The organism is Pseudomonas sp. OTU750018 (assembly GCF_011636575.1).
In the GTDB taxonomy this organism is placed as follows: Bacteria; Pseudomonadota; Gammaproteobacteria; order Pseudomonadales; family Pseudomonadaceae; genus Aquipseudomonas; species Aquipseudomonas peli.
In genome coordinates, this window is record NZ_JAAPAU010000003.1 from 265,505 (window position 1) to 286,999 (window position 21,495).

Annotated in this window: 20 protein-coding genes; 10 read left to right on the top strand and 10 right to left on the bottom strand. The window is 58.4% G+C overall.

Features of this window, described 5'->3' with window-relative positions; genetic code table 11:
• Positions 1 to 20 precede the first annotated feature (20 nt).
• Positions 21 to 698, bottom strand: a complete 678-nt coding sequence (locus HCI85_RS16740; protein ID WP_160014094.1) for a TIGR00153 family protein — start codon at positions 696 to 698, stop codon at positions 21 to 23.
• 112 nt (positions 699 to 810) lie between these two features.
• Between HCI85_RS16740 and HCI85_RS16745 the strand changes: the two genes are divergently transcribed.
• Positions 811 to 2,175 (top strand): CYTH domain-containing protein, encoded by a 1,365-nt coding sequence (locus HCI85_RS16745; RefSeq protein WP_167146197.1) that lies wholly within the window; start codon positions 811 to 813, stop codon positions 2,173 to 2,175.
• Between the two features lie 62 nt (positions 2,176 to 2,237).
• On the opposite strand, the gene HCI85_RS16750 is transcribed toward HCI85_RS16745, so the two are convergent.
• Both HCI85_RS16750 and HCI85_RS16755 read right to left on the bottom strand, forming a co-directional pair.
• The gene (locus tag HCI85_RS16750) at positions 2,238 to 3,296 is read right to left on the bottom strand and encodes a polyamine ABC transporter substrate-binding protein (protein ID WP_167146200.1); all 1,059 of its coding nucleotides are present in this window, start codon (positions 3,294 to 3,296) and stop codon (positions 2,238 to 2,240) included.
• Positions 3,297 to 3,460: 164 nt separating this feature from the next.
• On the bottom strand, positions 3,461 to 4,837 hold the full coding sequence (locus tag HCI85_RS16755) for a glutamine synthetase family protein (RefSeq protein ID WP_090254520.1): 1,377 nt from the start codon (positions 4,835 to 4,837) through the stop codon (positions 3,461 to 3,463).
• A gap of 276 nt (positions 4,838 to 5,113) precedes the next feature.
• Here HCI85_RS16755 and HCI85_RS16760 point away from each other — a divergent pair, with 276 nt between their 5' ends.
• The 9 genes from HCI85_RS16760 (at position 5,114) to HCI85_RS16800 (ending at position 15,333) form a co-directional block, all read left to right on the top strand.
• Positions 5,114 to 5,866 carry a gamma-glutamyl-gamma-aminobutyrate hydrolase family protein gene (locus HCI85_RS16760; protein ID WP_160086605.1) on the top strand — a complete coding sequence of 251 codons (753 nt, stop codon included), beginning with the start codon at positions 5,114 to 5,116 and terminating at the stop codon, positions 5,864 to 5,866.
• A 43-nt stretch (positions 5,867 to 5,909) separates the two neighbouring features.
• On the top strand, positions 5,910 to 7,268 hold the full coding sequence (locus HCI85_RS16765; RefSeq protein WP_090254525.1) for a glutamine synthetase family protein: 1,359 nt from the start codon (positions 5,910 to 5,912) through the stop codon (positions 7,266 to 7,268).
• A gap of 97 nt (positions 7,269 to 7,365) precedes the next feature.
• On the top strand, positions 7,366 to 8,739 hold the full coding sequence (locus HCI85_RS16770; protein ID WP_167146202.1) for an aspartate aminotransferase family protein: 1,374 nt from the start codon (positions 7,366 to 7,368) through the stop codon (positions 8,737 to 8,739).
• Between the two features lie 158 nt (positions 8,740 to 8,897).
• A complete protein-coding gene (locus HCI85_RS16775; RefSeq protein ID WP_090254529.1) occupies positions 8,898 to 9,995 on the top strand; it encodes an extracellular solute-binding protein in 1,098 nt (365 codons plus the stop codon).
• 68 nt (positions 9,996 to 10,063) lie between these two features.
• Positions 10,064 to 11,155, top strand: coding sequence for a polyamine ABC transporter substrate-binding protein (locus HCI85_RS16780; protein WP_167146204.1), 1,092 nt, complete (start codon positions 10,064 to 10,066; stop codon positions 11,153 to 11,155).
• 113 nt (positions 11,156 to 11,268) lie between these two features.
• Positions 11,269 to 12,411 carry a polyamine ABC transporter ATP-binding protein gene (gene potA / locus HCI85_RS16785; protein WP_090254534.1) on the top strand — a complete coding sequence of 381 codons (1,143 nt, stop codon included), beginning with the start codon at positions 11,269 to 11,271 and terminating at the stop codon, positions 12,409 to 12,411.
• A gap of 26 nt (positions 12,412 to 12,437) precedes the next feature.
• Positions 12,438 to 13,319 (top strand): ABC transporter permease subunit, encoded by an 882-nt coding sequence (locus tag HCI85_RS16790; RefSeq protein WP_167147075.1) that lies wholly within the window; start codon positions 12,438 to 12,440, stop codon positions 13,317 to 13,319.
• The gene (locus HCI85_RS16795; protein ID WP_090254539.1) at positions 13,316 to 14,209 is read left to right on the top strand and encodes an ABC transporter permease subunit; all 894 of its coding nucleotides are present in this window, start codon (positions 13,316 to 13,318) and stop codon (positions 14,207 to 14,209) included. Before HCI85_RS16790 ends, HCI85_RS16795 begins: the two co-directional genes overlap by 4 nt.
• Positions 14,210 to 14,394: 185 nt before the next feature.
• Positions 14,395 to 15,333: a sensor domain-containing diguanylate cyclase gene (locus HCI85_RS16800; RefSeq protein ID WP_167146206.1), complete on the top strand. Its 939-nt coding sequence runs from the start codon at positions 14,395 to 14,397 to the stop codon at positions 15,331 to 15,333.
• A gap of 16 nt (positions 15,334 to 15,349) precedes the next feature.
• Here HCI85_RS16800 and HCI85_RS16805 read toward each other — a convergent pair whose 3' ends face one another.
• The 7 genes from HCI85_RS16805 to HCI85_RS16835 form a co-directional block, all read right to left on the bottom strand.
• A complete protein-coding gene (locus HCI85_RS16805; protein ID WP_090254542.1) occupies positions 15,350 to 15,601 on the bottom strand; it encodes a TIGR03643 family protein in 252 nt (83 codons plus the stop codon).
• A gap of 71 nt (positions 15,602 to 15,672) precedes the next feature.
• Entirely contained in the window at positions 15,673 to 17,871 is a 2,199-nt protein-coding gene (locus HCI85_RS16810) for an OsmC domain/YcaO domain-containing protein (protein ID WP_167146208.1), read from the bottom strand.
• 176 nt (positions 17,872 to 18,047) lie between these two features.
• Entirely contained in the window at positions 18,048 to 18,521 is a 474-nt protein-coding gene (locus HCI85_RS16815; protein ID WP_167146210.1) for a hypothetical protein, read from the bottom strand.
• 115 nt (positions 18,522 to 18,636) lie between these two features.
• Entirely contained in the window at positions 18,637 to 18,933 is a 297-nt protein-coding gene (locus HCI85_RS16820; protein WP_167146212.1) for a hypothetical protein, read from the bottom strand.
• Positions 18,934 to 19,049: 116 nt separating this feature from the next.
• Positions 19,050 to 19,400, bottom strand: a complete 351-nt coding sequence (locus tag HCI85_RS16825; protein WP_167146214.1) for a hypothetical protein — start codon at positions 19,398 to 19,400, stop codon at positions 19,050 to 19,052.
• A gap of 125 nt (positions 19,401 to 19,525) precedes the next feature.
• Entirely contained in the window at positions 19,526 to 19,843 is a 318-nt protein-coding gene (locus tag HCI85_RS16830; RefSeq protein WP_167146216.1) for a hypothetical protein, read from the bottom strand.
• A gap of 143 nt (positions 19,844 to 19,986) precedes the next feature.
• The gene (locus HCI85_RS16835; RefSeq protein ID WP_167146218.1) at positions 19,987 to 21,480 is read right to left on the bottom strand and encodes a M20 family peptidase; all 1,494 of its coding nucleotides are present in this window, start codon (positions 21,478 to 21,480) and stop codon (positions 19,987 to 19,989) included.
• Positions 21,481 to 21,495 lie beyond the last annotated feature (15 nt).

The following is a 21,495-nucleotide window of genomic DNA, read 5'->3' on the forward strand; positions in this document are numbered from 1 at the left end:
TCCAGAAAGGACACTGGCGCTTAGCGCGCCAGCAGTTGTTCCAGTCGGTTGCCGACACGTTCGGCACGGTCGGCTACGTCGCCGATCCATTCGATGATCTTGTAGAGGAACATCACATCGACAGCGGGAAGGTCCTTTTCCAGTTTGAACAGTGCACGCCGCACTTCGATTTGCATCTTGTCGGTATCGCGTTCGATTTGTTCCAGCTCCATGACCATGGATTCGACCAGCGCCGCTTCACGGCCACCGAAGCCGGTTTCCAGCAACTCGTCGAGCTCGTTCATGGCTTTCAGCGCTTGTGCGCTGGCATCTACAGTGCGCTGCACAAAGGCCCGCATCAGCGGCTGCAGAGCCTGTGGAATGGCCATTTCGCGGCCCAGCATAAGGCCGGCGATGTCCTTGGCGCGGTTGGCGACTTTGTCCTGTACACTCAGCAGCTCAAGCAGATCCGAGCGCGGTACGGGCAGGAACAGGCTCTTAGGCAGGTGCAAACGCACGCTTTTCTTGAGCTTGTCGGCCTCATGTTCGAGGCTGGCCATTTCCTGTTGTACCTGTTCCACCTTGGCCCAATCTTCAACCATCACGGCTTCGAAGAAAGGCACCAGATTGGCTGCGCACTCGTGGGCTTTAGCAAAGTGTTTTTGCATCGGCCCAATCGGTGAACGGCCAAACAGGCTGGCAAATGGATTGACTGGCATAGGGTGAACCCCGGCGTTAAGAAGGCGGCAAGTATACGGATCAGTCCGCAGGCTCGCCAGCGCATGTAATCGGACTGTCACAATTTCATAGTAGGCGTTGATTCCCACCATCATGAACAAAGAAACCGAAATCAAACTGCGGGTTAGCCGTGAAACCCTGGCCGCCCTGCGTGATCACCCGTTGCTGAAGAAGCGCAACAAGAGTGGTTGGGAGCAGCGCGAACTGTTCAATCAGTACTTCGATACCCCTGAGCGTGACCTCGCGGCGGCCAAGGTCGCCCTGCGCGTGCGCCGTGACGGCGAGCAGTTCATCCAGACCCTGAAAACCCGCGGGCAGAGCGTGGCCGGTTTGTCCGAGCGCAATGAGTGGGATTGGAACCTGGCCAAGGCCAAGCTGGACCTGAAAAAACTCGATGACAGCTGCTGGCCGGCGGCCTTGTCCGACCTGGACAAGAAACAGCTGATGCCGATCTTCACCACGGACTTTATCCGTGAGAAGGCGGAAATCGCCTGGGGTCGCGGCAAGGCCAAGGTGGTGATTGAGGCGGCGCTGGACCTCGGTAAGGTGATTGCTGGTGAAGGCGAAGAGGAAATCTGCGAGCTGGAGCTTGAGCTGCGCCAGGGTGAGCCTGAGGCATTGCTGGAGCTGGCCGCTGAGTTGGCGGCCGACCTGGCGTTGATGCCCTGCGATATCAGCAAGGCCGAGCGCGGTTATCGCCTGTTCGATGCGGGCAGCTATAGCCTGAATCTGCCGGCGCCGAGCCTGACTGCGCAAACCAGCCTGGATGACAGCGTTGCGGCACTGGCCTGGCACCTGCTGGGCAGCAGCCAGCGCCTGGCCGAACAGTACCGCTTTAATGGCCACTGGCGCTTGCTGGTCGATTGGCTGGAGCAACTGATCGGTCTGCGTGCATTGCTCGGCAGTCTGGGCCAGGCGGCGCCGCGCGCCAGCAGTCATGCGCTGCGCGAGCTATTGGATGCCCTGTTGTTGGAGTGGCGCCCACGCGTTCTGGCCGGCCAGGACAATGACAGTCTGCGCAAGAATGCACCGGCGTTGTTCGCTGCCGAGTTGCAGGGTAATCGCTGGGGGCTGTTTTCGCTGAACCTATCGCGCTGGTTGTTGGCGCGCAGCTGGACGGTGGAGCGGAACAACCGGGGCAATCGTCAGGGTGCAGCGCCCTTGGGCAACTGGCTGCCGACTCTGGTTGCGGATGAAGGCGAGGCCTTGCAGCTGCGGCGTTATGTGCAGCAGCCGGAAGACCTTGCCGAGCAGCTACCACGTATCGAGCGTCTGCTGGTTTGGTTGGACCTGGCGCGCAGTGTGCTGGAGGTGCCCGAGGTCGATCGCCTGTATGGCGAGCTCAACAAGTTGGTGGAGCTGGCCAATCAGTCGATCGATCCGGACGTGCTAGAGGCGCGCAAGGCGCAGCTGCTGACCATCGGTTCGCTGAAAGCCTGGCGTCAGCTGGTCAAGTAACGGCCGCGTCGCTGTCGGCTTTTTCAGGAGCCCGGATCATCCCCGGGCTCTTTTAGCATTACTCAACTGCCATCCCGAAAGCGCGTCCACACGGCGTCGCGCGTTGCGCTGTGCTTTTCTGGCAGGGTTTCCAGCGGATGCAAGCGGCGTTTGGTGTCGCGGTCCGGGTAGAGGTCGGGCTGGTTGCGCAGGGCTTCGTCAAGAAACTCGCGCGAATCGGCATTGCCACTGGGGTACAGGGTTTCGGCGGTGATCAATGCCGCCACCTTGGGCTGCATCAGGTAATCGATAAAGCGATGCGCCAGGTCGACGCGCGTGGCGCTGCTGGGAATGACCAGGTTGTCGATAAACAGGATCGAGCCTTCATCCGGCACTAAAAAGCGCACTGGCTGCCCGGCATCCGCGGCGGCCAGTGCATCACCGACCCAGGCCATGGCCACACACAACTTGCCCTGGTTGAGATCCTCGATATAGCGCTCGCTGTCGACGTAGCGCAGATTCGGCCGCAGTCCATCCAGCACACGGCTGGAGCGTTCGATGCGGCTCGGCGCGCTGCGCGCCAGGCTGCGGCCCTGATAGTTGAGCAGCAGGGTCAGGGTCTCGTCAGGAGCGTCCAGCACGCTGATGCCGCAACTGGCGAGACGCGCACTTTGTTCCGCATCAAATAGCAGGCTCCAGCTATTGGGCAGTGGGCCGCCAAAGGCTGCTTCGGCCTGCGGCGTGTTGATTGCCAGCCCGACCGCACCCCATAGGTAGGGCACTGCATGACGATTGGCGGGGTCGAGGGCGACCAGGGTGCTGAGCAGCTGCTTGTCGAGGTGTTTGCGGTTGGGCAGCAGGCTGAAATCCAGCGGTTGCAGGGCGCCGTTCTTGATCATCGCTGGCAGTGCGTCGTGCGACGGCACGGCAACATCAATGGCTTCACCGGTTGCCAGCACCGCCGCCAACTCTTCAGCGGTGCTGTAGGTGTGGTAGTCGACGCGGATGCCGGTTTCGGTCTCGAAGTCTTTTAGCACCTGCGGGGCGATGTAGTCGTTCCAGTTGTAGACGCGAATCACCTCTTCGGCGCTGGCCAGCATGGGCGTCAGGGCAAGTAGCAATGCGGCAAACAGGCGAGGCATGGAGGTCTCCTGAGTAGTGTGAAGTCGCGTTAACTGAAACGCGCGGCGCAACCTGCCCGTCATCACGCCGGGGCGTGAATAAGCGGCAGGGCTGCGCAGCGCGCGGAATAAAATGGCCAGTGCCATAAAAAACGCCGGCTCAATGGCCGGCGTTGGGTGTTGCATCAAACCGTGTGCAAGTACCAGTTGTATTCGAGGTCGGAGATCGAGTTTTCAAACTCGGCCAACTCGCTTTCCTTACAGGCGACGAAGATGTCGATGTATTTCGGGTCGATATAACGAGCCAGCACTTCACTGTCGTCCAGCTCGCGCAGGGCATCGCGCAGGTTGTTCGGCAGGCTCTGTTCGTTCTGCTCGTAGGAGTTGCCTTCTACGGGGGCGTTTGGCTCGATCTTGTTGGTCAGGCCATGGTGAACGCCCGCCAGCACGGCTGACATCAGCAGGTACGGGTTGGCATCGGCACCGGCAACGCGATGTTCGATGCGCACCGCGTCGGCTGTGTCGTTCGGCACACGCAAGGCCACGGTACGGTTGTCGATGCCCCAGCACGGTGAGTTCGGCACGTAGTACTGCGCGCCGAAACGACGGTAGGAGTTGACGTTCGGGCAGAGGAACGCCATTGACGCTGGCATGGTTTCCAATACGCCGCCGATGGCATGGCGCAAGGCGTCATTCTGCTCGGGGTCATCGCAGGCGAAGATATTGTTGCCCTGCTTGTCGAGAATCGAAATGTGCACATGCAGACCGTTACCCGCCTGGTTGGGGTACGGCTTGGCCATGAAGGTGGTGTCCATCTCATGGTCGTAAGCGATGTTTTTCACCAGGCGCTTGAGCAGCAGCGCGTGGTCGCATGCCTTGATCGGGTCTGCCACGTGGTGCAGGTTCACCTCGAACTGGGCCGGGGCGCTTTCCTTGACGATGGCGTCAGCAGGGATGCCCTGCTCTTTGGCGCCTTCAAGGATGTCCTGCAGGCACTCGGCGTATTCGTCGAGGTCGTCAATCAGGTACACCTGGGTCGACTGTGGGCGCTTACCTGACAGCGGCGACAGCGGTGGCTGCGGCCGGCCGTTCACGTTGGCCTGGTCGATCAGGTAGAACTCGAGTTCAAAGGCTGCGCAAATCGTAAGGCCCAGTTCGTCGAACTTCGCCACCACCTGACGCAACACTTCCCGTGGGTCGGCAAAGAACGGCTCGCCTTCCATTTCGTGCATGGTCATCAACAGTTGCGCAGTTGGGCGCTTCTGCCAAGGCTCATTGCTCAGGGTGTTGGGGATGGGAAAGCAGACCCGGTCAGCGTCACCGATATCCAGACCCAGGCCAGTGCTTTCCACTGTTGAGCCGTTGATATCGAGGGCGAATAGGGACGCCGGGAGATTAATGCCGCGCTCGTAAACCTTATGCAGGCTCGCACGCTCGATACGCTTGCCGCGCACCACACCATTCATATCTGCGATCAGAAGGTCGACGAACAGGACCTCAGGATGTTTCTTAAGGAACGCGTTCGCTTCGTTAAGCTGAACGGCACGCGGGGGTACCGACATGATGCAACACCTTTTTTGTTAAAAATATCAATCATGCAACTGCACAGGTGTGAGTCAATCTTAAACACCTGGTGCTGTCAAGAGAGGCGCATTTTGCCCCAAAAGGGTGCTCGATGGCCAGTTTTAGGGCATTACAGGGCAGTGCAGCCCTCCTCAAAGCCTTGCCTGCCGGGGTGCTCAGTCGGGTGTGTTCAATTTTTTACATGACTATTGTGAAAAAAAATGAACAAGGCTAAGCTCGGTCGAAACCCATAACAGCAATAAAACGGGTGTCTCATGTCGCGCCAGCCGATTATCGGCGTTAGTGCCTGCACCAAGCAGATCGGGCACAACATCTACCACACCGCAGGCGATAAATACTTGCAGGCCATCGTACAGGTGGTTGGCGGTATGCCAGTGATCATTCCTGCACTGGGTGAGCAACTGGATCAGGCCTACCTGCTGCAGCACCTCGATGGCCTGGTTTTTACCGGCTCGCCATCCAACGTCGAACCGCACCACTACGCTGGCGACGCCAGCGAACCCGGCACCGCCCATGACCCGGCGCGTGACAGTACAACCCTTCCCTTGATTAAAGCAGCAATTGCCGCCGGTATCCCGGTGCTCGGCATTTGCCGTGGCTTTCAGGAGATGAATGTGGCCTTCGGTGGCGCGCTGCACCAGCGTGTACATGAGGTTGCAGGGCTGATGGATCACCGCGAGCCGAGTGACCTGCCCGCAGAACAGCAATATGGCCTGCGTCACGCGCTGCATGTGCAGCCGGGCGGGCTGCTCGCCGGCATCGGCTTGCCGGACGAGATTCAAGTCAATTCCATTCATGGCCAGGGCGTTCAGCGTCTGGCGCCGGGCCTTCGCGTAGAAGCACTGGCGCCTGACGGGTTGATCGAAGCCTTCTCCGTCGAAGGTGCCAAAAGCTTCGCATTGGGGGTGCAATGGCACCCTGAATGGCAGGTACGATCCAACCCGAATTATCTCGCCATCTTCCAGGCCTTTGGTGAGGCTTGCAGGAAGACGGCGGGGCAACGCTGAGCCGACTATATATAAGTCGGCTCTAACCAACCCTGAGGTCTCTATGAGCACCAAATTAGACCAGCTTTCGAGCTGGCTGAAAGAACGCAAAATCACCGAAGTTGAATGCCTGATCAGCGATCTTACCGGCATTGCCCGTGGCAAGATTTCGCCGACCAACAAGTTCCTCGACGAGAAGGGCATGCGCCTCCCCGAGAGTGTGCTGCTGCAGACCGTAACCGGCGACTACGTCGAGGACGACATCTATTACGACCTGCTCGACGAAGCGGACATCGATATGTTCTGCCGCCCGGACGAGAACGCCGTATTCCTCGTGCCCTGGGCCATTGAGCCGACTGCGATGGTGATTCACGACACCTTTGATAAGCAGGGCAACCCGATCGAGCTGTCGCCGCGCAACATTCTCAAGAATGTGCTCAAGCTCTATGCGGACAAGGGCTGGAAGCCAATCGTCGCGCCGGAAATGGAGTTCTACCTGACCAAACGCAACAGTGACCCGGACTTCCCGCTGGTCGCGCCGATGGGCCGTTCCGGGCGTCCGGAAGTGGGCCGTCAGTCGTTTTCCATCGATGCCGCCAACGAATTCGATCCGCTGTTTGAAGACGTCTACGACTGGTGTGAAATCCAGGGCCTGGACCTCGACACGCTGATCCACGAAGACGGCCCGGCGCAGATGGAAATTAACTTCCGTCACGGCGAGGCCCTGCACCTGGCCGACCAGATCACCGTGTTCAAGCGCACCATGCGTGAAGCGGCGCTCAAGCACGATGTGGCCGCGACCTTTATGGCCAAGCCGATCACCGATCAGCCAGGCAGCGCGATGCACATCCACCAGAGCGTGGTTGACATCAAAACCGGCAAGAACCTGTTCTCCAACCCGGATGGCAGCATGAGCGAACTGTTCATGCTGCACATTGGTGGCCTGCAGAAATACATCCCCGAGCTGCTGCCGCTGTTCGCACCTAACGTCAACTCGTTCCGCCGCTTCCTGCCGGATACCTCGGCGCCGGTGAACGTCGAGTGGGGCGAAGAGAATCGCACCGTGGGCCTGCGCGTACCGGAAGCCACGCCGCAGAACCGCCGTGTGGAAAACCGTCTGGCCGGTGCCGACGCCAACCCTTATCTGGTGCTGGCGGCTTCGCTGCTGTGTGGCTACATGGGCATGGTCGGCGACTTCAAGCCAAGCGCGCCGGTCAAAGGCCGTGCTTACGAGCGCCGTAACCTGCGTCTGCCGATCACTATCGAGCACGCGCTGGAACGCATGGAAGCCTGTAAGGATGCAGAGAAGTTCCTGGGTGAAAAATTCATGCGCGGCTACGTCGCGGTGAAGCGCGCCGAACACGAAAACTACAAGCGGGTCATCAGCTCCTGGGAACGTGAGTTCCTGCTGCTGTCGGTGTAACCCTCAGGCGGCTGGCGTGGGTGATCCCTGCACCAGCCGCCACCAAGAATTTTCTGGGGCTGCGGCAATACGCGGCCTGTGTAATCAAGGTGTTGTTATGAACAGTCAAGTGACCAACCCGAAAACCCGCGAGTGGCAGGCCATGAGCCGCGAACACCACCTCGCGCCGTTCAGCGATTTCAAACAGCTGGCGGAAAATGGGCCGCGCATCATCACCAATGCCGACGGGGTGTACCTGTGGGACAGCGAGGGCAACAAGATCCTCGATGCCATGGCCGGGCTCTGGTGTGTGGCGATTGGTTATGGTCGCAAGGAACTGGCAGACGCCGCCGCGAAACAGATGCAAGAGCTGCCCTACTACAACATGTTCTTCCAGACCGCCACGCCGCCCGCGCTGGAGCTGGCCAAGGCGATTTCTGAACTGGCTCCGGCCGGCATGAACCACGTGTTTTTCACCGGTTCGGGTTCGGAAGGCAACGACACCATGCTGCGTATGGTGCGCCATTACTGGGCGATCAAGGGGCAGCCAAACAAGAAGGTGATCATCAGCCGGGTTAACGGTTACCACGGCTCTACCGTGGCTGGCGCCAGCCTGGGCGGCATGAAGTACATGCATGAGCAGGGCGACCTGCCGATTCCGGGCATCGTGCACATCCCGCAGCCGTACTGGTTCGGTGAAGGCGGCGATATGAGCCCCGAAGCGTTCGGTATCTGGGCCGCTGACCAGCTGGAGCAGAAGATCCTCGAAGTCGGCGAAGAGAATGTTGCCGCCTTTATTGCCGAGCCGATCCAGGGCGCGGGCGGCGTGATCATCCCGCCGGACAGCTACTGGCCGCGCATCCGCGAAATCCTCGCCAAGTACGACATTCTGTTTGTTGCCGATGAAGTGATCTGCGGTTTCGGTCGTACCGGCGAGTGGTTCGGTAGCGATTACTTCGGTAATACGCCGCACATGATGACCATCGCCAAAGGCCTGACCAGTGGCTACATCCCCATGGGCGGGCTGATCGTGCGCGACGATATCGTCGAGGTACTCAACCAGGGCGGTGACTTCAACCACGGTTTCACTTATTCCGGGCACCCGGTTGCGGCGGCTGTTGCGCTGGAAAACCTGCGCATTCTGCGCGAAGAAAAGATTGTTGAGCGCGTCAAGGCAGAAACGGCACCGTATTTGCAAAAGCGTTTGCGTGAACTGGCCGATCACCCGCTGGTGGGTGAAGTGCGTGGCGTTGGCATGTTGGGCGCCATTGAGTTGGTGCAGGACAAGGCCAGCCGCCAACGTTTTGCCGGAGATGTCGGCGTTGGCATGATCTGCCGCGGTCACTGCTTTAATAATGGGCTGATCATGCGCGCCGTGGGCGACACCATGATCATCTCGCCGCCGCTGGTGATCAGCCACGCGGAAATCGACGAACTGGTTGAAAAGGCCCGTAAATGCCTCGACCTGACTGCCGCAGAGGTGCTGGTTTAAGGTTCAATTACCATTGGTTTCAGATGCTTACGTCTGAAAGTTGTCAACGGGTGGTGACCTTGCCAGACTGCGCCAATGCGTAGGTCAGGCTCACCGGAAGGTGCTGCAGATGGCTGCGCATCTTCCGGAAAACGACTACAACAACAGGAGCTGTACGCATGAACACATTCGGCAAAACCCTTCTCGCGTTGTCCCTTGCTGGGGCCGTAGTGAGTGCCGCACACGCGGATGACAAGGTCCTGCACGTTTACAACTGGTCCGACTACATCGCAGAAGACACCCTCGACAACTTCCAGAAGGAAACTGGTATCAAGGTCGTCTACGACGTCTTTGACAGCAACGAAACCCTGGAAGCCAAACTGCTGGCCGGCAGCTCCGGTTACGACATCGTGGTACCGTCCAACCCATTCCTGGCCAAGCAGATCAAGGCCGGTGTGTTCCAGAAGCTGGACAAGTCCAAGCTGCCAAACTGGGAAAACCTCGACAAGAGCCTGCTCAAGGCCCTCGACCCAAGCGATCCAGGTAATCAGTACTCGATCCCTTACATGTGGGGCACCATCGGTATCGGTTACAACGTCGACAAGGTTAAAGCGGCCCTGGGCGAAGACGCACCGGTCAATTCCTGGGACCTGGTGTTCAAACCAGAAAACATCGCCAAGCTGAAAGACTGCGGTGTGTCCTTCCTCGATTCACCGACCGAAATCCTCCCGGCAGCCCTCAACTACCTGGGTTTCAAATCCGATAGCACCAATGCTGCCGAGCTGAAGAAAGCCGAAGAACTGTTCCTCTCGATCCGTTCCTCGACCTCCTACTTCCATAGCTCCAAGTACATCGGTGACCTGGCCAACGGCAACATCTGTGTGGCCATCGGCTACTCGGGCGACCTGTACCAGTCCAAGTCCCGTGCTGAAGAAGCCAAGAACGGCGTGAACATCTCCTACAGCATCCCGAAAGAAGGTGCTGGTAGCTTCTTCGACATGATGGCCATCCCGGCTGATGCGAAAAACGTCGAAGCCGCTCACGTGTTCCTCAACTACCTCATGAAGCCAGATGTGATGGCCAACATCACCAACTTCGTGCAGTTCCCGAACGGCAACGCGGCGGCCACCCCGCTGGTTGACGAAGTGCTGCGCAACGACCCGGGCATTTACCCGGACGCGGCCACCATGGCCAAGATCTACACCTTCCCGGATCTGCCAGCTAACGCGCAACGCGCGATGAACCGCAGCTGGACCAAGATCAAATCGGGTAAGTAATGCCATAGCCCTAACGGTGTGCGGTGGCTTGCTCCGCCGCATTCACCCACAACAATAAGGAAGCTCCTATGCGTCGTACCCCACTTCTGGCTGGCCTGCTGGCCGCCGCCGTCAGCATCAGCGCCGTGCAAGCCGCTGAACCCGTAGTCAATGTCTACAACTGGTCTGACTACATCGGCGAAACCACCCTGGCCGACTTCCAGAAGGCTACTGGCATCAAAGCCATGTATGACGTGTTCGACTCCAATGAAACCCTGGAAGGCAAACTGCTGGCGGGCCGTTCCGGCTACGACATCGTGGTGCCGTCCAACCATTTCCTTGGCAAGCAGATCAAAGCGGGCGCGTTCCAGAAGCTCGACCGCAGTCTGCTGCCGAATTGGGATAACCTTGATCCCGCGCTGCTCAAGCAGCTGGAGGTCAACGATCCTGGCAACCTGTATTCGGTGCCGTACCTGTGGGGCACCAATGGCATTGGCTACAACGTGGCCAAGGTCAAAGAAGTACTCGGCGTCGACGAGATCGACTCCTGGGCCATGCTCTTCGAGCCAGAGAACCTGAAGAAGCTCAACGCCTGCGGCGTGGCCTTCATGGATTCGCCCGACGAGATGTTCCCGGCCGTCCTTAACTACCTGGGCCTTGACCCACGCAGCACCAATGCCGAGGACTATCAGAAAGCCGAAGCCAAGCTGATGGCCGTGCGTCCTTACGTCACCTACTTCCACTCCTCGAAGTACATCGGCGACCTGGCCAATGGCGACATCTGTGTGGCGTTCGGCTACTCCGGCGACGTGTTTCAGGCGGCCGCACGCGCCGAGGAAGCGGGCAAGGGCATCGAGATTGCCTACAGTATTCCCAAGGAAGGCGCCAACCTGTGGTTCGACCTGATGGCCATTCCGGCCGATGCGAAGAACGTCAAGGAAGCGCATGCCTTCATCAACTACTTGCTTGATCCTGCGGTGATCGCCAAGGTCAGCGACTATGTGGGTTACGCCAACCCGAACCTCAAGGCGGGCGAACTGATGGACCAGGAAGTGCGTAATGATCCGTCGGTCTATCCAGCGCAAGCCGTGCTGGACCGTCTCTACATCTCTGCTGAGCTGCCTCCGAAGATCCAGCGTGCGATGACACGCGCCTGGTCGAAGATCAAGTCAGGCCAGTAAGCGGAAGCTGAAACACAGCGTACGGCAGGCTTTGCCTGACCGTACGGCCCGCTGCGTGATGCGCGGCAGATTTTATTCGGGTCCACGACCCATTATTTGCGGGAGTTTTGGTAATGGCAGTTGCTTCCAGTGCCTATAAAAAGGTTCTCGAGGGTGATCAGCAACCGAAAGAGGTGCTGGTCAAGATCGAGCGCGTAACCAAGAAATTTGATGAAACCATCGCCGTTGATGACGTTTCGCTGACCATCAACAAAGGCGAAATCTTCGCCTTGCTCGGCGGCTCCGGCTCGGGTAAATCGACCCTGCTGCGCATGCTCGCCGGCTTCGAGCGACCGACAGAAGGGCGCATCATTCTGGACGGTGTCGACATCACCGACCTGCCGCCCTACGAGCGGCCGATCAACATGATGTTCCAGTCCTACGCGCTGTTCCCGCACATGAGCGTGGCTGACAACATCGCCTTCGGCCTCAAGCAGGACAAACTGCCTAAGGCTGAAATCGACGCCCGCGTCGACGAGATGCTCAAACTGGTGCACATGACCCAGTACGCCAAGCGCAAGCCGCACCAGTTGTCTGGTGGCCAGCGTCAGCGTGTGGCTCTGGCCCGTTCGCTGGCCAAGCGCCCGAAACTGTTACTGCTCGACGAACCTATGGGTGCTTTGGACAAGAAGCTGCGCTCGCAAATGCAGCTTGAGCTTGTCGAGATCATCGAGCGCGTCGGCGTAACCTGCGTGATGGTGACCCACGACCAGGAAGAGGCCATGACCATGGCCCAGCGCATTGCCATCATGCACCTGGGTTGGATCGCCCAAATCGGCAGCCCGGTGGACATCTACGAAACCCCGACCAGCCGCCTGGTCTGCGAATTTATCGGCAACGTCAACCTGTTCGAAGGCCAGGTGGTCGAGGACATGGAAGGCCATGCACTGATCGCCAGCCCGGACCTGGAACGCAACATCTACGTCGGCCACGGCGTCAGCACCTCGGTGCAGGATAAGAGCATCACCTACGCGATTCGTCCGGAGAAGTTGATCGTCACCACCGAGCAACCGACCTGCGAATACAACTGGTCGCGCGGCACCGTGCATGACATCGCCTACCTCGGCGGCCACTCGGTATTCCACGTGCTGCTGCCAAGCGGCAAAGTGGTGCAATCCTTCGTTGCCAACGCCGAGCGGCGTGGCGCCCGACCTACCTGGGACGATGAAGTGTTCGTCTGGTGGGAGGACGATAGCGGGGTGGCATTGCGCTCATGAACATTATCCGAAGCATCAGCCGCCGTATGCCCAAGGGCCGGCACTTGGTTATCGGGGTGCCGTTCCTCTGGCTGTTCCTGTTCTTTATGTTGCCGTTCTTCATTGTTCTGAAGATCAGCTTCGCCGAAGCCGACGTGGCCATCCCGCCGTACACCGACGTGTACACCTGGGTGGAAAACAAATTCACCCTGGTACTCAACCTGGGTAACTACATCTTCCTCAGCGAAGATGCGCTGTACCTGGCTGCTTACCTGGGCTCCCTGAAAATGGCCGCGGTCAGCACCTTGTTGTGTTTGGTCATCGGCTTCCCGATGGCGTATGCGATTGCCCGCGCCGACAAGGATAAGCAGATGGTCCTGTTGCTGCTGATCATGATGCCGACCTGGACGGCCATCCTGATCCGCGTGTACGCCTGGATGGGTATTCTCAGCAACAACGGCCTGCTCAATGGCTTCCTGATGTGGTTGGGGTTGATCAACGAGCCGTTGCAGATCCTCAACACCAACTTGGCGGTGTACATCGGTATCGTTTATTCGTACCTACCCTTCATGATTCTGCCGCTGTTCGCCAACCTGGTAAAACACGACCAGAGCTTGTTGGAAGCGGCTGCGGATCTGGGTTCGAGCACCTATAACAGCTTCTGGAAAATCACCGTGCCGTTGGCCAAGAACGGCATCATCGCCGGCTGCATGCTGGTGTTTATCCCGGTGGTGGGTGAGTTCGTGATTCCGGAACTGCTGGGCGGCCCCGAAACCCTGATGATTGGTAAGGTGCTGTGGCAAGAGTTCTTCAACAACCGCGACTGGCCTGTAGCCTCTGCCTTGGCGGTGGTGATGCTGGCGATCCTGATCGTGCCCATCATCCTGTTTAACCGTAACCAAGCGAAAGAGATGGAGGGTCGACCATGAAGCGTTTCAGTTTCTCCAACTTCATGCTGTGGGCCGGCCTGACCTTTATCTACCTGCCCATGCTGATTCTGGTCATCTACTCGTTCAACGCCTCGCGGCTGGTAACGGTGTGGGGCGGCTGGTCGCTGAAGTGGTACATGGGTCTGCTGGACAACACCCAGCTGATGAACTCGGTCATGCGCTCGTTGGAAATCGCCTGCTACACCGCGATTGCCGCCGTAGCGCTGGGCACCATGGCCGCCTTCGTGCTGACCCGCGTCACTCGCTTCAAGGGTCGCACGCTGTTCGGTGGCCTGGTCACCGCGCCGCTGGTAATGCCTGAGGTGATCACCGGTCTATCGCTGCTGCTGCTGTTCGTGGCCATGGCCCAGCTGATCGGCTGGCCTGCTGAGCGGGGCGTGCTGACCATCTGGATCGCCCACACCACCTTCTGTTCGGCCTATGTGGCCGTGGTGGTGTCGTCGCGTCTGCGTGAGCTGGACCTGTCCATCGAAGAAGCGGCCATGGATCTGGGTGCTAAACCGTGGAAGGTGTTCTTCCTGATCACCATCCCGATGATTGCGCCTTCGTTGGCGGCCGGCGGCATGATGTCCTTTGCCCTGTCGCTGGACGACCTGGTTCTCGCCAGCTTCGTCTCCGGTCCAGGTTCCACGACCTTGCCGATGGAAGTCTTCTCTGCCGTGCGTTTGGGCGTGAAGCCGGAAATCAACGCCGTGGCCAGCCTGATCCTGCTGGCCGTGTCCTTCGCCACCTTCCTGGTGTGGTTCTTCGCCCACCGTGCCGAAGAGAAGCGCAAGAAGGCCCTGCAGCAAGCCATGGATGAAACCACCGGTGCCGCGTTAATGAACGGCCCCGACAGCCGTCGTGATCCATCGCAAGTGCATGCCTGATCGCACCTCGGAGTAACCCACAAGGGCCGCATTAGCGGCCCTTGTGCATTCTGCTGCAGCACTGACCAGTCAGCCCGGCCAGTGTTGCACCGCCCGCTGATCTTGGTTACAACCTCAGCCATCAGCCATCAGCCATCAGCCATCAGCCATCAGCCATCAGCCATCAGCCGTCCGGATTGCCTGCCATGACCGACTCAAACAGCACCGAAAGCGCGGTGTACAAGACCCTGCTGGAGTCGACCAAGGCCATCCCCTGGAAGATCGACTGGGCGAGCATGACTTTCGCCTACATCGGCCCGCAGATCGAAACCCTGCTCGGTTGGCCGCAGGCCAGCTGGGTCAGCGCCAACGACTGGGCAGAGCGTATGCATCCCGAAGACCGCGACAGCGTTGTGGCCTTCTGTGTGTCGCAGTCCCAGGCGGGCACCGACCATGAGGCCGACTACCGCGCCCTGACCCGCGATGGCGGTTATGTGTGGATTCGCGATGTGGTGCACGTGCTGCGTAATGAAGCGGGCGAGGTGGAGTCGCTGATTGGCTTTATGTTCGACATCAGCGAGCGCAAGCAGACCGAACAGCAGCTGCAGCAATTGCAGCAACAGTTGGAAGAGCTCTCCTACCTCGACGGCCTCACCGGCGTGGCCAACCGACGCATGTTCGACAGCCGCTTACAGGTGGAGTGGAGCAACGCCCAGCGCACCGGTCAGCCGCTGTCACTGATCCTGCTGGATATCGACTACTTCAAGGAATACAACGATCACTACGGGCATATCCAGGGCGATGATTGCCTGAAAGGCGTTGCTCGGGCCTTGAGCGCCGCCGCCGTGCGCCCGCGTGACCTGATGGCCCGCTATGGCGGTGAGGAATTTGTTCTGCTGCTGCCGGAAACCGATGCCCAGGCGGCTGCCCAGGTTGCCGAGCGCTGCCGCCAGCTGATTCATGAGCAACAGATTCACCACGCGCATTCGCGCGTCAGTGCATGGCTGACCCTGAGCCTCGGGGTAGGCACCCTGACACCGGGCCCGCTCGACACGCCCCAGGCCTTCCTCGAACAGGTTGATCGCCTGCTCTACAAGGCCAAGCACGCCGGGCGTAACCAGGCCATGCTGGCCACGGCCCCTTAAGGCCCCTGGTTAGGCGTTAACGCGGCTTGTATTGGCTTGGGCAATACGCCCGTGACACCTGCGGGTCACGCAGCTGCAGGTGCTTGGTCTGCCGGCCACTGACCCGTTCACGCCACAGCTTGAAGCTGCTCGGTTTGAGGTGGCGCCGCATCAAGGCGATTACCTGCGCTTCGGGCAGGCCAAACTGCACCTCAATGGCCTCAAATGGGGTGCGATCTTCCCAGGCCATCTCGATCACCCGTGACACCTCATCTGCTGATTGCAGCATCTTGCACCTCAATCCGTCTGAGCACGTCGGGCAGCCCCATGAGCTGCGCCACCTTGCGGTTGTTCAAGCTGTCAGCCCAGCACTGCCTGGGCCCGCGCGGCATGCAGCTTCTTGTAGCTTTCTATCAGCCGCAGGTGACGGTCGAGCCCTTCCAGCTGCATGTTGGTTGGCGTCAGCCCGTGGAAGCGCACGCTGCCGTCCAGTGAGCCCAGTACCGCGTCGATGCGCTCATTGCCAAACATGCGGCGGAAGTTCGGCTCGAAGTCGCTCATCTCCAGCTCGCTGTCCATCTGTACTTCCAGCGCGGCATTCAGTGCCTGATAGAACAGGCCGCGCTCGACGGTGTTGTCGTTGTACTGCAGGAAGGTCTCCGTCAGCTCCTTAGCGTCGTCGTACTTCTTCAGTGCCAGGTTGATCAGCAGCTTCAACTCAAGAATGGTCAGCTGGCCCCACACCGTGTTGTCGTCGAACTCGACCCCGATCAGCGTGGTGATGTCGGTGTAATCGTCGACATCACTGTTCTCCAGATTGCGCAGCAGGGATTTCAAGCCGCGATCATTCAGGCTGTGCAGGTTTAGGATGTCCGCGCGGAACAGCAGCGCTTTGTTGGTGTTGTCCCAGATCAGGTCCTCAACCGGGTAGATCTCCGAATAGCCCGGCACCAGGATGCGGCAGGCCGTGGCGCCCAGGTGCTCGTAAACCGCCATATAGGCTTCTTTGCCCATGGCCTCGAGAATACCGAACAGGGTCGCGGCTTCCTCGGCGTTGGCCTGTTCGCCTTCGCTGGAGAAGTCCCACTCGACGAATTCGTAATCGGCTTTAGCACTGAAGAAGCGCCACGACACCACGCCGCTGGAGTCGATGAAATGCTCGACGAAGTTGTTCGGTTCCATCAGCGCCTGGCTTTCAAAGGTCGGCGGCGGCAGATCATTCAAACCCTCAAAGCTGCGACCCTGCAGCAACTCAGTCAGGCTGCGCTCCAGCGCCACTTCAAAGCTTGGGTGCGCGCCGAACGAGGCGAATACGCCGCCAGTGCGCGGGTTCATCAGGGTCACACACATCACCGGGAATTCGCCGCCCAGGGAAGCGTCCTTCACCAATACCGGGAAGCCCTGAGCTTCGAGGCCCTGAATACCGGCGAGGATGGCCGGATACTTGGCCAACACCTCAGCTGGCACGTCAGGCAGGCACAGCTCTCCTTCGAGGATTTCGCGTTTAACTGCGCGCTCGAAAATCTCCGACAGGCACTGCACCTGCGCCTCAGCAAGGGTGTTGCCGGCGCTCATGCCGTTGCTCAGGAACAGGTTCTCGATCAGGTTGGACGGGAAGTACACCACCTCGCCATCGGACTGACGTACAAACGGCAGCGAGCAGATGCCGCGCAGCGTATTGCCCGAGTTGGTGTCGTACAGGTGCGAGCCGCGCAGTTCGTCGTCCGGGTTGTAAATCGCCAGGCAGTAATCGTCGAGAATCTCCGCTGGCAACGCATCCTTGGGCCCCGGTTTGAACCAGCGCTCGTCCGGGTAATGCACGAACGCCGCATTGGCGATTTCTTCACCCCAGAACTGATCGTTGTAGAAGAAGTTACAGTTCAGCCGCTCGATAAACTCGCCCAGCGCCGACGCCAGCGCGCCTTCTTTGGTCGCGCCTTTGCCGTTGGTAAAGCACATCGGCGAATGCGCATCGCGGATATGCAGCGACCACACGTTGGGCACGATATTGCGCCACGAGGCGATCTCAATCTTCATGCCGAGCTTGGCCATGATGCCCGACATATTGGCTATGGTTTCTTCCAGCGGCAGGTCCTTGCCGAGGATGCGCGTGCCTTCACCAGCTGTCAGTGCGGGGATCAACAATGCCTGGGCATCGGCATCGAGGTTGTCCACTTCCTCGATCACGAACTCTGGCCCGGCCTGCACCACCTTCTTCACCGTGCAACGGTCGATGGAGCGCAGAATGCCCAGGCGATCCTTCTCGGAGATATCTGCCGGCAGCTCGACCTGAATCTTGAAGATCTGCTGGTAGCGGTTTTCCGGATCAACGATATTGTTCTGCGACAGGCGGATGTTGTCGGTGGGGATATTGCGCGTATCGCAATACAGCTTCACAAAGTACGCCGCACACAACGCCGAAGAGGCCAGGAAATAATCAAACGGCCCCGGCGCCGAGCCATCGCCCTTGTAGCGGATGGGCTGGTCAGCCACCACCGTGAAGTCATCGAACTTGGCTTCAAGTCGGAGGTTGTCGAGAAACTTGACCTTGATTTCCATACGGGATTACCAGAATACGGGCTAAACGAATGGCGGCCATTATCCGGGTTTTCGGCGGGAAGTGGTGGTGGCTGCAGCCTGTACTGCTGATCGGTCAGGCATGCAGCCCCTTACGTTTGCTCAATGGCTGAGCTTTAAATCATCTCATTGAGGCGGTGAAGGGTTTGATGCAGTTTTTAGCGGTGATACCACGTGGCGTTTTTGATTTTGCCTACCGGCGTGTATTTCTTAAGAATCTCAGCCATTTTCGCTAAATTTTCATACCCTTCAAAGCGTAGGTTGCTGAAAGAGCGTGTAGTCAGCAGCAGCGATTTGACATTGCCTTTAATGCTCTGAACTCGAAGACTTTCGATATCCGCTAGCGGGATGCTCACAACAGAGCCTTTGTGCGATATTTCGAGTTTATGTTGGGATTCAAGAATTTCTACATCGGGGTATGAAGTATCTTTATTTTTTAAGCTTCGATACGCATGCGGTAAATTTTTAGCAAGAAAGAATATGCCGATTACAGCGATGACCTTGTTTGATAAGTCGTCGCTGTTCGTTAGCATGAATATAAACCCTGCTATTAAAGCAAAGACAAATATCGTGGCGTAAATAGTCTTACGCTTTTCTTGCTGTTTGTGTTTTTCAGATGCGCTAAATTTCATTGTCTTTCGCGGGTATTTAATTGAAAGGATCACAGTGAACGAAGCGAGCGATTTGAACCTGTTGTTTGGCTTGCATTACAAGTGGGTTCTGCAATCGGCCACGAAGAGTTATTTGTTAGCGACATTTGTTTGCTACTGAAAGGTTTTGCGCTGGCTCATAATTAACTTGCTGTAAGCCGTCGTCGCCTTGAAAAATAAAATATTTAACTCTGCAGTCTTTTGTCATTGCCGAATAGCCTTCTGCACGAATGCCACCGCCTTCAATGGTTTTCGTTATATTGTTGTTTGGTTTGAGACTTGCAAGCACCTTTTCGTAACTGTCCCCCATTGAGATTCCTGGCTCTCCAGTTGTGGTTGTCATTGAAGTGCATGAGGTAATAAGAGCGGCTAAAGGTAAAAGATAAATTTTCATGAGTTTCCTAGGTGTCGATAATTATGAAGCCCAACGTTTGGTCAAGGGACGGGCTATAGCCAGTCACAGTGAGCGAAGCTAACGGTTTGAACCATTTGTTATGCGTTCAATATCTGTTAGCATTCAACTCCAATAAGCCATTGGGTTTTATCGGCGTTTGATTTATTAAGGTCGGGGCGACGAGCAATTGGCTCAGTGCGTCCCCTTGGCTGAATGTATTCTTCTGCTATTTCGGATGCTTCGGCCAAAGAAATTGGTTTTTTGTCGTTGCGTTTGACAGTGATATAGTACGGTTGCTGAAATAATATGATGTAACTGTCAAGGGTGTAGCTATTGCCGTGTTTAGCTATTGTCGCATGTTTTTCTTTTACAAGAACCAAGTTGCTCGTATCTATGTTTTTGTTTGATGCGCAGCTAAGAGTGCTGCTTGCTGTTATTGCTATTAGAGCAATTTTTAAATATTTCACTTGAGTTCCTTTTAAGTGCGTTGCGTGGTGGTGATTTTTTAAATGAGGGCATAACTACAATTAGACGACATAACCATATCTGCACACTGTTTCCACCGCTGGCAATAAGTATCCAAATCTGACCATCAGCGATTGATGATCCGTTCTTGCAGCCCAAGCTCGACTACTGCTTTGCAACTTAGCAACCAGGTTTTCTGTTCAGGCTGCAACTTACTACTGGCCTGCTTTAACGCCTGCTGCATTTCTTTCTCGTCATAGCCGACGCGCGCGGATACCAACGCCGTTGGTTGTTTGGGCGGTTGGGTGCGGGTTTTGGGTGGTTTATGTTTGCGTTCGACGATCAGTTCGACGGTGTTGTAGCTGATCTGTTGTTCGGCGTCGTAGCGTTCGACAAAGTGTTTGCTGCCGTTCTTGCCTGACTTGAGGCTTTTTACAACGTCCATATCGTGCCTCGTGGGGTGGCAGTGTCCTGCTGGCAGTCTGCCTGTATCCACTGGGGGGCTCAAGTGGGCATAAGGTGCACTCGCTTCGCGTTGTCCACCCTAACTACGGGCAAGGGGCATTGCGCCCCTCGCATGGTTTTGGCTTAGTTGGCCGAGGTGTTCAGGCTTTGCAGCAGGCGGTAGTAGAGGCCACTGGCATTGGCCAGCGTATCGATCGCTACGCGCTCGTTGGTGCCGTGCATACGCGGCAGGTCGTCGCGCTCCATCAGCAGTGGGCTGAAGCGGAAGACGTTGTCGGTCAGCGGCTCGTAATAGCGCGAATCAGTGCCGCCGACGGTGAGGTTGGGGCTGACCAGGGTATTGCTGAAGCTCTGGCGGATCACCTCGGCGAACTGCTGATAGGCCTCGCCCCTGACATCGGATACCGCCGAAGGCTCGCGCCCGCCGGGCATGACTTTGACCTGAATCTGCTCATCCGCCACGGCATTGCGCACGTGGGCGGCCACGCTGTCGATGCTGTCGCGCGGGTGGATGCGCAGGTTGAGGGTGGCGCGGGCGCTGGGCGGCAGGACGTTTTCCTTGATCCCGGCGCGCAACAGGGTGGGCGACAGCGAGGTTTGCAGTTGCGCGGCCCCGGCTGGCGAGGCGGCCAGTTGTTGTTCCACCAGCGGGCCGAACAGCCAGAGGTTGGCGAAGATCAACCGGTAACCGAAGGCTTGCGCCGGGGTAAAGCTGGCCAGCAGGTCGCCAGTGGGGCCGTCGAAACCGCGCTGGAAGGGTGCGTCGCCGACCCGTTGCAGGGCCTGGCTCAAGCGGCCGATGGCGGTTTCAGCAAAGGCGGGCGGCTGCGAGGAGTGGCCACCCTGGGCGCTGGCGGTAAGGGTCAGGCTGACGTAGCCCTTTTCTGCGATACCGACCACGGCGACATCCTGGCTGACGCCGGGGATCTGCCCGCGCACCACAAAGCCGCCTTCATCGCTGACCCAGGCCAGGCGTTTGCCCTGTTCCTGCAACTGCGCGGCGATGCGCCGGTTGCCCTGGTGGCCGCCGATTTCTTCATCGTGACCGAAGGCCAGCAGCACATCGCGTTGTGGCTGGAAGCCCTGGGCGATCAGGGTTTCCACCGCTTCGAGAATCGCCACCATCGAGCCTTTGCTGTCGATGGCGCCACGCCCCCAGACAAAGCCATCGGCAATCGCCCCGGAGAATGGTGGGTGAGTCCACAGTTCTTCGGTGCCAGGCGCGACGGGCACCACATCCTGATGTGCCATCAGCAATGCGGCGGGTAACTGGCTGTCCTTGCCCGGCCAGCGCAGCAGGATGCTTGGGCTGCCGGTGGCGAGCGGTTCGGTGTTGGCAGTGATCTGTGGGTAGCGCTGCGCCAGCCACTCACGCATGCCGGCGAAGGCGGCGTTGCTGGCCGCCAGTTGGCTGGCCGGCGCGCCGACCTGATGCGACAGGGTCGGCAGGCGAATGGCGGCCGCCAGGCTCTCGGCAGCGCGCTGGCCATCCAGCCCTTCAGGCAGGCTGATCGGCGCGCTGTTGTATGCGGCAGCCGGCAGTAGCAGGGTACGGCCGACCACCACGGCCACCAGGCCGAGCAGGATGATCAGCAGAAGCAGTACCAGACGTTTCATCGCCGTTCTCCTTGG

What these genes read in the sequence shown, in the direction of transcription:
- HCI85_RS16740 (WP_160014094.1), bottom strand. Translation starts at nt 698, where the DNA reads ATGCCAGTCAATCCATTTGCCAGCCTGTTTGGCCGTTCACCGATTGGG.
- HCI85_RS16745 (WP_167146197.1), top strand. Translation starts at nt 811, where the DNA reads ATGAACAAAGAAACCGAAATCAAACTGCGGGTTAGCCGTGAAACCCTG.
- HCI85_RS16750 (WP_167146200.1), bottom strand. Translation starts at nt 3,296, where the DNA reads ATGCCTCGCCTGTTTGCCGCATTGCTACTTGCCCTGACGCCCATGCTG.
- HCI85_RS16755 (WP_090254520.1), bottom strand. Translation starts at nt 4,837, where the DNA reads ATGTCGGTACCCCCGCGTGCCGTTCAGCTTAACGAAGCGAACGCGTTC.
- HCI85_RS16760 (WP_160086605.1), top strand. Translation starts at nt 5,114, where the DNA reads ATGTCGCGCCAGCCGATTATCGGCGTTAGTGCCTGCACCAAGCAGATC.
- HCI85_RS16765 (WP_090254525.1), top strand. Translation starts at nt 5,910, where the DNA reads ATGAGCACCAAATTAGACCAGCTTTCGAGCTGGCTGAAAGAACGCAAA.
- HCI85_RS16770 (WP_167146202.1), top strand. Translation starts at nt 7,366, where the DNA reads ATGAACAGTCAAGTGACCAACCCGAAAACCCGCGAGTGGCAGGCCATG.
- HCI85_RS16775 (WP_090254529.1), top strand. Translation starts at nt 8,898, where the DNA reads ATGAACACATTCGGCAAAACCCTTCTCGCGTTGTCCCTTGCTGGGGCC.
- HCI85_RS16780 (WP_167146204.1), top strand. Translation starts at nt 10,064, where the DNA reads ATGCGTCGTACCCCACTTCTGGCTGGCCTGCTGGCCGCCGCCGTCAGC.
- potA (WP_090254534.1), top strand. Translation starts at nt 11,269, where the DNA reads ATGGCAGTTGCTTCCAGTGCCTATAAAAAGGTTCTCGAGGGTGATCAG.
- HCI85_RS16790 (WP_167147075.1), top strand. Translation starts at nt 12,438, where the DNA reads ATGCCCAAGGGCCGGCACTTGGTTATCGGGGTGCCGTTCCTCTGGCTG.
- HCI85_RS16795 (WP_090254539.1), top strand. Translation starts at nt 13,316, where the DNA reads ATGAAGCGTTTCAGTTTCTCCAACTTCATGCTGTGGGCCGGCCTGACC.
- HCI85_RS16800 (WP_167146206.1), top strand. Translation starts at nt 14,395, where the DNA reads ATGACCGACTCAAACAGCACCGAAAGCGCGGTGTACAAGACCCTGCTG.
- HCI85_RS16805 (WP_090254542.1), bottom strand. Translation starts at nt 15,601, where the DNA reads ATGCTGCAATCAGCAGATGAGGTGTCACGGGTGATCGAGATGGCCTGG.
- HCI85_RS16810 (WP_167146208.1), bottom strand. Translation starts at nt 17,871, where the DNA reads ATGGAAATCAAGGTCAAGTTTCTCGACAACCTCCGACTTGAAGCCAAG.
- HCI85_RS16815 (WP_167146210.1), bottom strand. Translation starts at nt 18,521, where the DNA reads ATGAAATTTAGCGCATCTGAAAAACACAAACAGCAAGAAAAGCGTAAG.
- HCI85_RS16820 (WP_167146212.1), bottom strand. Translation starts at nt 18,933, where the DNA reads ATGAAAATTTATCTTTTACCTTTAGCCGCTCTTATTACCTCATGCACT.
- HCI85_RS16830 (WP_167146216.1), bottom strand. Translation starts at nt 19,843, where the DNA reads ATGGACGTTGTAAAAAGCCTCAAGTCAGGCAAGAACGGCAGCAAACAC.
- HCI85_RS16835 (WP_167146218.1), bottom strand. Translation starts at nt 21,480, where the DNA reads ATGAAACGTCTGGTACTGCTTCTGCTGATCATCCTGCTCGGCCTGGTG.